The 9,118-nt window shown below is 50.1% G+C and carries 9 protein-coding genes and 1 pseudogene; 6 read left to right on the top strand and 4 right to left on the bottom strand.

The features are described 5' to 3' along the window. Positions 1 to 251: 251 nt before the first annotated feature. Positions 252 to 755 carry a molybdopterin-guanine dinucleotide biosynthesis protein MobB gene (mobB, locus tag OGX84_RS16055; protein ID WP_104867949.1) on the bottom strand — a complete coding sequence of 168 codons (504 nt, stop codon included), beginning with the start codon at positions 753 to 755 and terminating at the stop codon, positions 252 to 254. Beyond that, positions 752 to 1,336 (bottom strand): molybdenum cofactor guanylyltransferase MobA, encoded by a 585-nt coding sequence (gene mobA / locus OGX84_RS16050; RefSeq protein WP_200054095.1) that lies wholly within the window; start codon positions 1,334 to 1,336, stop codon positions 752 to 754. Before mobA ends, mobB begins: the two co-directional genes overlap by 4 nt. 68 nt (positions 1,337 to 1,404) lie before the next feature. On the opposite strand from mobA, the gene OGX84_RS16045 reads away from it, so the two are divergent. From OGX84_RS16045 to dsbA, 3 genes are all read left to right on the top strand, one after another. Beyond that, on the top strand, positions 1,405 to 1,674 hold the full coding sequence (locus OGX84_RS16045; protein ID WP_012133952.1) for a YihD family protein: 270 nt from the start codon (positions 1,405 to 1,407) through the stop codon (positions 1,672 to 1,674). Between the two features lie 76 nt (positions 1,675 to 1,750). Further along, positions 1,751 to 2,737, top strand: coding sequence for a serine/threonine protein kinase (locus tag OGX84_RS16040; protein WP_200054094.1), 987 nt, complete (start codon positions 1,751 to 1,753; stop codon positions 2,735 to 2,737). A 26-nt stretch (positions 2,738 to 2,763) separates the two neighbouring features. Then, complete coding sequence (gene dsbA, locus OGX84_RS16035) at positions 2,764 to 3,387, top strand: thiol:disulfide interchange protein DsbA (RefSeq protein WP_012133950.1); 624 nt, start codon at positions 2,764 to 2,766, stop codon at positions 3,385 to 3,387. A 12-nt stretch (positions 3,388 to 3,399) separates the two neighbouring features. On the opposite strand, the gene yihG is transcribed toward dsbA, so the two are convergent. Then, positions 3,400 to 4,335, bottom strand: coding sequence for a 1-acylglycerol-3-phosphate O-acyltransferase, YihG family (yihG, locus tag OGX84_RS16030; protein WP_047459928.1), 936 nt, complete (start codon positions 4,333 to 4,335; stop codon positions 3,400 to 3,402). Between the two features lie 363 nt (positions 4,336 to 4,698). On the opposite strand from yihG, the gene polA reads away from it, so the two are divergent. Together polA and spfP are read left to right on the top strand one after the other, a co-directional pair. Beyond that, positions 4,699 to 7,485: a DNA polymerase I gene (polA, locus tag OGX84_RS16025; RefSeq protein ID WP_049009351.1), complete on the top strand. Its 2,787-nt coding sequence runs from the start codon at positions 4,699 to 4,701 to the stop codon at positions 7,483 to 7,485. A gap of 166 nt (positions 7,486 to 7,651) precedes the next feature. Beyond that, positions 7,652 to 7,699: a small protein SpfP gene (gene spfP / locus OGX84_RS22860; protein ID WP_071892919.1), complete on the top strand. Its 48-nt coding sequence runs from the start codon at positions 7,652 to 7,654 to the stop codon at positions 7,697 to 7,699. A 306-nt stretch (positions 7,700 to 8,005) separates the two neighbouring features. Here the strand turns inward: spfP and yihA are convergent, their stop codons facing one another. Next, positions 8,006 to 8,638, bottom strand: coding sequence for a ribosome biogenesis GTP-binding protein YihA/YsxC (gene yihA, locus OGX84_RS16020; RefSeq protein WP_024130677.1), 633 nt, complete (start codon positions 8,636 to 8,638; stop codon positions 8,006 to 8,008). A 241-nt stretch (positions 8,639 to 8,879) separates the two neighbouring features. Between yihA and OGX84_RS16015 the strand changes: the two are divergent. Further along, a pseudogene (locus OGX84_RS16015) lies at positions 8,880 to 9,104 on the top strand (hypothetical protein). Positions 9,105 to 9,118: the final 14 nt, after the last annotated feature.

Here is a 9,118-nt window from a genome sequence, read left to right as displayed (position 1 = left end):
CCATGCGAGAGTAGGGAACTGCCAGGCATTAATTAAAGTGAAGAGGCCATCCTGAGGGATGGCCTTTTTGCGTTCATGCGTCCGGGTGCAGCCGGATGTCGGCTGCGCCTTATCCGGCCTACAGACTGTGTGCAAAATACCCGGGATGTTTTTACAGGCCGGATAAGGTGTTCACACCGCCATCCGGCATATATGCGCTGTTCTGCCGGATGACGCTGCGCCTTATCCGGCAAACCTGTGCCGCCCGCGTACTATCGTCCCAGCCAACGCAAAACAAATGTAGCGATCTGTGGTATATCATTGATATCTAATAGCGGGACGTCCAGGGAAAGCGGAATGTTGCTGGCGACGGCGATCACATGTTCATCAATGGTCAGCTCATCCACTTCATGCCCACACCCCTGTCGGAATAATAAGATCTTCGCCACCGCTTCGTGCTTAAAACCTTCAACAAGCACTATATCCAGCTTAGAAGCATCCATTCGACTCACCAGATACGTTAAATCCAGCTCAGGTTCTTCCGGTGTTTCTGTCATCAGCGCCCAACGTTGCTGACTGGCGACAAGCGTTTGTGCTGCGCCTGCCTTGCGTAACTCGTAACTGTCTTTGCCGGGCTTATCTACGTCCATATTGTGATGGGTATGCTTAATTAACCCTGGGCGAACCCCTCTGGCGCATAACGCTGGAATCAATTTCTTGAGCAGCGTAGTCTTACCGGTGCCGCTCCATGCGGCTATGCCGAGTAGTGGGATCATGATTTCTCCTGCCATCTGGCGAGTTCTTCCGGCGTATTCACATTCACAAATACCTGCTTAAAATCACTGAAATCAACAGCATGACCACCGGCCTGGCGCATAAAGACCATGACCCGCCGTTCACCTGACCGGAGATACTCCTGTAAGAAAGGTGCTACGGAGCGATTAACCAGTGCAATTGTCGGGTGATCCCGCTCGCCGTCGTGAACCCATACGACAGGCGCGTTATTGCGCTGAGCTTTTAAACGCGCAACCAGATCGCGGGGAATGTAAGGCGTGTCGCAAGGGCAAAACAGAAACCAGTCTCCCTTCTCTTGCTGTAAAACAGACAACATACCCGCCAGAGGCCCCGGAAAATCGGCCAGTGAATCGGGGATCACTTTCAGACCGCTTTGTTGATAAATATCCTGATGGCGATTCGCGTTAATCACGACGGTTTCAAGCTGAGATGCCAGCGTATCAGCAACATGCTTCCAGAGTGGTTTGCCATCCAGCTCAAGCAGACCCTTATCTGCCCCCCCCATTCTCCTGGCCTTACCGCCTGCCAGCACAACCCCCGTTATTGCACTCTCCAGATTCACTGATATCGCCTCTTTTATTGTGGGATTGACCCTGCTAACGTATCTACATCAAATTAAGGAGCACAGCCATGAAATGTAAACGCCTGAATGAAGTCATTGAACTCCTGCAACCAGCCTGGCAGAAAGAGCCCGATCTTAATCTGCTGCAATTTTTACAGAAACTGGCGAAAGAGTCAGGTTTTGACGGCGAACTGGCGGATTTAACCGACGACATTCTGATCTATCACCTGAAAATGCGTGACTCCGCAAAAGATGCGGTGATTCCTGGTATTCAGAAAGATTATGAAGAAGATTTCAAAACGGCGCTATTACGCGCACGCGGCGTGATTAAAGAGTAAAACCTTGTAAGCGGCGCCACCGAAATCGCCACAAAATGATATCCTGAATCATTCGTAGTATTTTCCGGATGATGGGATGAACGATAACGCTTTTACTTTCCAGACATTACACCCGGATACCATCATGGATGCGCTGTTTGAACAGGGAATCCGGGTGGATTCCGGTCTTACCCCGCTCAACAGCTATGAAAACCGCGTCTATCAGTTTCAGGACGAAGACCGTCGACGCTTTGTCGTTAAGTTTTATCGCCCTGAGCGTTGGTCTGCCGATCAAATACGGGAAGAGCATCAGTTTGCACTGGAACTGGTAAAAGATGAGGTGCCGGTTGCGGCGCCGCTTGTCCTCAATGACCAGACGCTACTGAACCACCAGGGGTTCCACTACGCGATTTTCCCAAGCGTCGGCGGGCGACAGTTCGAAGCAGATAATATCGATCAGATGGAAGCGGTAGGGCGCTATCTGGGTCGCCTGCATCAGACCGGGCGTAAACACCCTTTTGCCTTCCGGCCGACAATGGGCCTGGAAGAGTATCTCATTGAACCTCGTAAACTTTTCGAAGACGCATCACTGATTCCCGCGGGGCAAAAAGCGGCTTTCCTGAACGCGACGGACACTCTTATTGCCGCCGTTACCGAACGTTGGCATACCCGTTTTGAGACGCTGCGTTTACACGGGGATTGTCATGCCGGAAATATCCTCTGGCGTGATGGCCCGCTGTTTGTTGATTTAGATGATGCCCGCAATGGCCCTGCCGTTCAGGATCTGTGGATGCTGCTGAATGGCGATAAAGCCGAGCAGCGGATGCAGCTTGAAACGATTATCGAGGCTTATGAAGAAGTTAGTGAGTTCGATACCGCTGAAATAGAACTTATTGAGCCTTTACGCGCGATGCGTTTGGTTTATTATCTTGCCTGGCTGATGCGTCGCTGGGCTGATCCTGCGTTTCCTAAAAATTTCCCGTGGTTAACCGGGGAAGATTACTGGCAACGGCAGACTGCGACATTTCTTGAGCAGGCAAAAGTGCTGCAAGAACCCCCTTTACAATTAACGCCAATGTATTAAACGGACACATCAGGAGAGAGTTGATCATGAAAAAGATTTGGCTGGCGCTGGCTGGTATGATTTTAGCTTTTAGCGCATCGGCAGCGCAGTTCAGTGATGGTAAGCAATACATCACACTGGATAAGCCCGTTGCTGGCGAGCCTCAGGTTCTGGAGTTTTTCTCCTTCTACTGCCCGCACTGCTATCAGTTTGAAGAAGTGCTGCACGTTTCTGATAACGTGAAGAAAAAGCTGCCTGAAGGCACCAAAATGACCAAATACCACGTTGAGTTCCTGGGCCCATTGGGTAAGGACCTGACGCAGGCATGGGCTGTGGCGATGGCGCTGGGCGTGGAAGATAAAATCACTGCGCCGATGTTTGAAGCAGTACAGAAAAACCAGACCGTTCAGTCTGCTGCCGATATTCGCAAAGTATTCGTTGATGCGGGTGTGAAAGGTGAAGACTACGATGCGGCATGGAACAGCTTCGTGGTGAAATCACTGGTTGCGCAGCAAGAAAAAGCGGCCGCTGATCTCCAGCTTCAGGGTGTACCGGCGATGTTTGTAAACGGCAAATATCAGGTTAACCCGCAAGGGATGGATACCAGCAGCATGGATATCTTCGTACAACAGTACGCCGATACCGTGAAACATCTGGTTGAAAAGAAATAAAAAAATCGCCGGTCATTGACCGGCGTTTTTGTTTTCCGCTTTAATCTTTTCTATCTGTTCGTCTTTTTCATTCCAGAGTGCATTCAACCAAAGCTGGAAACGGCGTTTGAATCCTTTGTCGTTCACATAGTCACCGTGCAGCTCTTCTTTAATCGGCTCCAGATCGATACGTACCACGATGCGCGTCAGTTTACCGCTCAACATATCGTAGAATGGTTTCCGATCGTTTTCCGGGTAGCAGAGGGTAACGTTGAGCAGCTTATCAAACTGAGACCCTAAGACGTTTAGCGCCATCGCGATCCCCGCCGCTTTTGGTGGGAGAAGGTTTTTATATGGCGAGCGAGTTTGCCGACGTTTCTCTTCGGTAAAACGCGAACCTTCGACAAAATTTACGATCGTTGTGGGATGCGCGCGAAATTTCTCGCAAGAACGGCGGGTTGTTTCTACATCTTTACCGCGTTGTTCGGGATGACGGAGCAAATAAGCGCGCGAGTAGCGTTTCATAAACGGCATATCCAGCGCCCAGCAGGCCAGGCCGATAAACGGCACCCAGGCTAACTGCTGCTTAAGAAAGTATTTATTCATTGGAATGTGCTTACGGAACAGAACGCAAAGCACCACGATATCGGCCCAACTGTGATGGTTACAAATAAGCAGATACCAGTTTTTCTTGTTCAGGCCTTCCAGCCCTTCCACGTCCCATTTAAGCCACGGATTGAGATGTAGCAGCAGCGCCAACCCTTCACACCAGCAGTACATCATGAAATTACAAAAAACGGATACCTTGCGCCAGACGACAGGAATGGGCAAAAGGAGCTTCACGATCCCGGCAAGGATGATCGGCACAGAACAAAAAATAGTGACCAAAATGGTCAATACGATACTCAGCAACAGCGTTATCGCAGCGAGTATTCTTGTCATAATTAAATTATTCAACGGGTTAGCCATAAATAGTGCGCGAAAGAGACGCAAGGGGCTGATTTTATCAGAAAACGCATCAAATGACGGGTCTTAGCGAAACAGAAAAAATATTGATATCTATCCACACACTGAGATGACGCTGAATAATGGGATAAAGTTCTGGTGATTTAATTAACGTATTGAAAAATAAGAGTAAGTTTAATGAAAATTAAATCATCAGGATGAAATTAAATGAAATGTAATAATTTATGCACAAAGTTATCCACAGTTCGCTTTGCGAGCGATCCAGAAGATCTACAAAACTTTTTCGACAAATGCGGCGAAAAACTCATGTTTTCATCCTGTCTGTGGCATCCTTTACCCATAATCTGATAAACAGGCACGGACATTATGGTTCAGATCCCAGAAAACCCACTTATCCTTGTAGATGGCTCATCTTATCTCTATCGCGCGTATCACGCCTTTCCTCCTCTGACGAACAGCGCAGGGGAGCCTACAGGGGCGATGTACGGTGTTCTCAACATGCTGCGCAGCCTGATTATGCAGTATCAACCGACGCATGCCGCAGTGGTATTTGATGCCAAGGGTAAAACCTTCCGTGATGAGTTATTTGAACATTACAAATCGCATCGCCCGCCGATGCCTGATGACCTGCGTGCGCAGATTGAACCGTTGCATGCGATGGTAAAAGCGATGGGCCTGCCGCTGCTGGCTGTTTCGGGCGTGGAAGCGGACGACGTTATCGGTACGCTGGCGCGTGAAGCCGAGAAGGTGGGCCGTCCGGTGCTGATCAGCACCGGTGACAAAGATATGGCCCAGCTGGTGACGCCAAATATCACGCTGATTAATACCATGACCAATACGATTCTGGGCCCGGATGAGGTCGTGAACAAGTACGGTGTTCCACCCGAATTGATCATCGATTTCCTGGCGCTGATGGGCGACTCTTCCGATAACATTCCTGGCGTGCCGGGCGTGGGTGAAAAAACCGCCCAGGCGCTCCTTCAGGGGTTAGGCGGGCTGGATACCCTGTATGCCGAATCAGATAAAATTGCGGGCTTAACCTTCCGTGGCGCGAAAACCATGGCCGGGAAGCTTGAGCAGAATAAAGAGGTGGCTTACCTCTCTTATCAACTGGCTACCATCAAAACGGATGTCGAACTGGAGCTAAGCTGCGATCAGCTTGAAGTACAACAGCCAGCGGCTGAAGAGTTGCTTGGCCTGTTTAAGAAATATGAATTTAAGCGCTGGACCACCGATGTGGAAGCGGGTAAATGGCTACAGGCGAAAGGTGCGAAGCCCGCAGCAAAACCGCAGGAATCCATTGTTATTGATGAAACGCCAGACGTGCCTGCGACCGCGCTTTCTTACGATAACTACGTCACCATCCTGGATGAAGCGACGCTGGAAAGCTGGATTGAGACGCTGAAAAAGGCGCCCGTTTTTGCATTTGATACCGAAACGGACAGCCTGGATAACCATGCGGCGAATCTGGTTGGTCTCTCTTTTGCTATTGAACCGGGCGTGGCGGCCTATGTTCCTGTGGCGCATGACTACCTGGATGCGCCCGATCAGATTTCCCGCGAGCGAGCGCTGGAGCTGTTGAAGCCGCTGCTGGAAGATGAGAAGGCGCGTAAGGTTGGGCAAAACCTGAAGTACGATCGCGGCGTATTGCAGAACTATGGCATTGAGCTGCGTGGTATTGCTTTTGACACTATGCTCGAATCCTACATTCTGAACAGCGTTGCTGGCCGCCACGACATGGACAGCCTGTCCGAACGCTGGTTGAAGCATAAGACCATCACTTTTGAAGAGATTGCCGGTAAAGGTAAAAATCAGCTGACCTTTAACCAGATTGCCCTGGAAGAGGCCGGACGTTATGCCGCAGAAGATGCGGACGTTACGTTACAGCTGCATTTGAAAATGTGGCCAGAGCTACAGCAGTACAAAGGGCCGCTGAATGTCTTCGAGAATATCGAAATGCCGCTGGTGCCGGTGCTTTCCCGCGTAGAGCGTAACGGTGTAAAAATCGACCCTGCCGTGCTGCACAAGCATTCAGAGGAGATCACGCTGCGTCTGGCGGAGCTGGAGAAGAAGGCGCATGAGATCGCCGGAGAAGAATTTAACCTCTCTTCTACCAAACAGTTGCAAACCATTCTGTTTGAAAAACAGGGTATTAAGCCTCTGAAGAAAACGCCGGGCGGTGCGCCGTCCACCTCGGAAGAGGTGCTGGAAGAGCTGGCGCTGGACTATCCGCTGCCGAAGGTGATTCTGGAATATCGCGGGCTGGCGAAGCTGAAATCGACCTACACCGATAAACTCCCGCTGATGATCAACCCGAAAACCGGGCGAGTGCATACCTCTTATCATCAGGCGGTGACCGCGACGGGGCGTTTATCGTCTACCGATCCTAACCTGCAAAATATTCCGGTACGTAACGAGGAAGGGCGCCGTATTCGTCAGGCGTTTATCGCTCCGCAAGATTACGTCATCGCATCAGCGGACTATTCGCAGATTGAACTGCGTATTATGGCGCACCTTTCCCGCGATAAAGGTCTGTTAACCGCCTTTGCCGAAGGAAAAGATATCCACCGGGCGACGGCTGCTGAAGTGTTTGGACTGCCGCTGGAGAGCGTTACGGCTGAACAGCGCCGCAGCGCCAAAGCGATTAACTTTGGTCTGATCTACGGCATGAGCGCATTCGGTCTGGCGCGTCAGCTCAATATTCCGCGCAAAGAGGCGCAGAAGTATATGGATCTCTACTTCGAACGCTACCCTGGCGTACTGGAATATATGGAGCGCACGCGCGCTCAGGCAAAAGAGCGAGGCTATGTTGAAACGCTGGAAGGGCGTCGTCTCTACTTGCCGGATATTAAATCCAGCAATGCTGCGCGTCGTGCTGGTGCGGAACGTGCCGCCATCAACGCTCCGATGCAGGGGACGGCAGCAGACATCATCAAGCGCGCTATGATTGCCGTCGATAAATGGCTGCAAGATGAACAGCCGCGCGTGCGTATGATCATGCAGGTACACGATGAACTGGTGTTCGAAGTGCATAAAGATGATCTCGACGTGGTATCGAAAAAGATCCATCAACTGATGGAAAACTGCACGCGTATTGATGTGCCGTTGCTGGTGGAAGTGGGTAGCGGCGAAAACTGGGATCAGGCGCACTAAGGCTTTACTGAATAACGCGCTTTTTTCGTAACTAAGCAACATAAGATAGAACGTTTTGTGATGATCATTAGAATTCCCTATGTAAAGAATGAAAAAAAATTACAAAAAGTGCTTTCTGAGCTGCTCAAAAAAGAGTAAAGTTATTCGCGTAGGGTACAGAGGTAAGATGTTCTATCTTTCAGACCTTTTACTTCACGTAATCGGATTTGGCTGAATATTTTAGCCGCCCCAGTCAGTAATGACTGGGGCGTTTTTTATTTTGCTCGTCATACTTCAAGCTGCATACGCGTTGGCTTCGAATTATTCGGCTCATCCATGAGCCTCACCCTTACGGGCCGCCGCTTCGCGGCGTTCAAATCTGTTCCAGACAGATTTGTCGCTCACCCCAGTCACTTACTTATGTAAGCTCCTGGGGATTTGCTGTGTTGCCGCCTTTATGCAACTCGAATTATTTAGAGCAAGAATAAAGAACTGTAGGCCGGATAAGACGCGCAGCGGCGCCATCCGGCATATCGGTGGGTTATTCCCCGTCCTGCGTCTCTTCCACGGGAGCCAGATCGTTAAACCAGCTATCCAGTTTCTGACGTAATTTATCCACGCCTTGCTTCTTCAGGGAAGAAAACGTTTCTACCTGCACATCGCCGTTAAAGGCCAGTACCGCTTCACGCACCATATTCAGCTGCGCTTTACGTGCGCCACTGGCCAGTTTGTCCGCTTTGGTGAGTAAAACCAGAACCTGAATGTTGCTCTCTACGGCCCACTGGATCATCTGCTGGTCGAGATCTTTTAACGGGTGACGGATATCCATCAGTACCACCAGGCCTTGCAGACTCTGACGTTTTTCCAGATATTCGCCCAGCGCGCGTTGCCACTTACGCTTCATCTCTTCCGGGACTTCTGCATAGCCATAGCCGGGCAGGTCAACCAGACGTTTGCCTTCAACCACCTCAAACAGGTTGATGAGCTGAGTACGGCCCGGTGTTTTGGATGTACGCGCCAGACTCTTCTGATTCGTAAGCGTGTTCAGCGCGCTGGATTTGCCTGCATTGGAACGGCCAGCAAAAGCCACTTCGATTCCGGTATCGGAAGGTAAATGGCGAATATCAGGCGCACTCATCACAAAGTGCGTCTGTTGATAATTCAAATTAGTCAAAGCGGTCGTCTCCGTCAGTCAAAGCTTTGCAGCGATTATACCTGAACAGCGGCAAAAGACGGATTTTTCAGCATGCGGGGTGTGTGTAAGCTAAAACCATGCTCTTTGTGAGACATTGCCGATTGTTCTTATGCGAAATTTCAGAGTAAGCGCAGACCGAAAATTAAGATAAAATAATAAAATCATAACGTTATGTTTCAGGCAATATTCTGAAAAGTGGACATTCGCGTTTCGATTACTTGTGCGTTTATGCCAGAAGAGTAAAGTAGCATCCATAGCGAGGAAGCTGTCAGGATTACGACTCAGGATGAGGGTCAGGAGCGCCAGGAGGCGAAGACGCAGGATTTGTCAGGAAGACAAACGTTCGGAGACGTTAGTAAAAGGAAATGGAAACAACACGGAATGTTTCAGGCTAAGGGAAAAACAGGGCGTGTTGGTAGCCAACAGGGATCGTAGAGCCCGTTAGGGTTGTTAGACAGC

Origin of the sequence: Citrobacter sp. CK202 (assembly GCF_030333225.1) — a bacterium.
Lineage (GTDB): Bacteria > Pseudomonadota > Gammaproteobacteria > Enterobacterales > Enterobacteriaceae > Citrobacter_B > Citrobacter_B koseri.
Note: the sequence above shows the minus strand (reverse complement) of the source record. Positions and strands in the feature narration are given on the sequence as shown.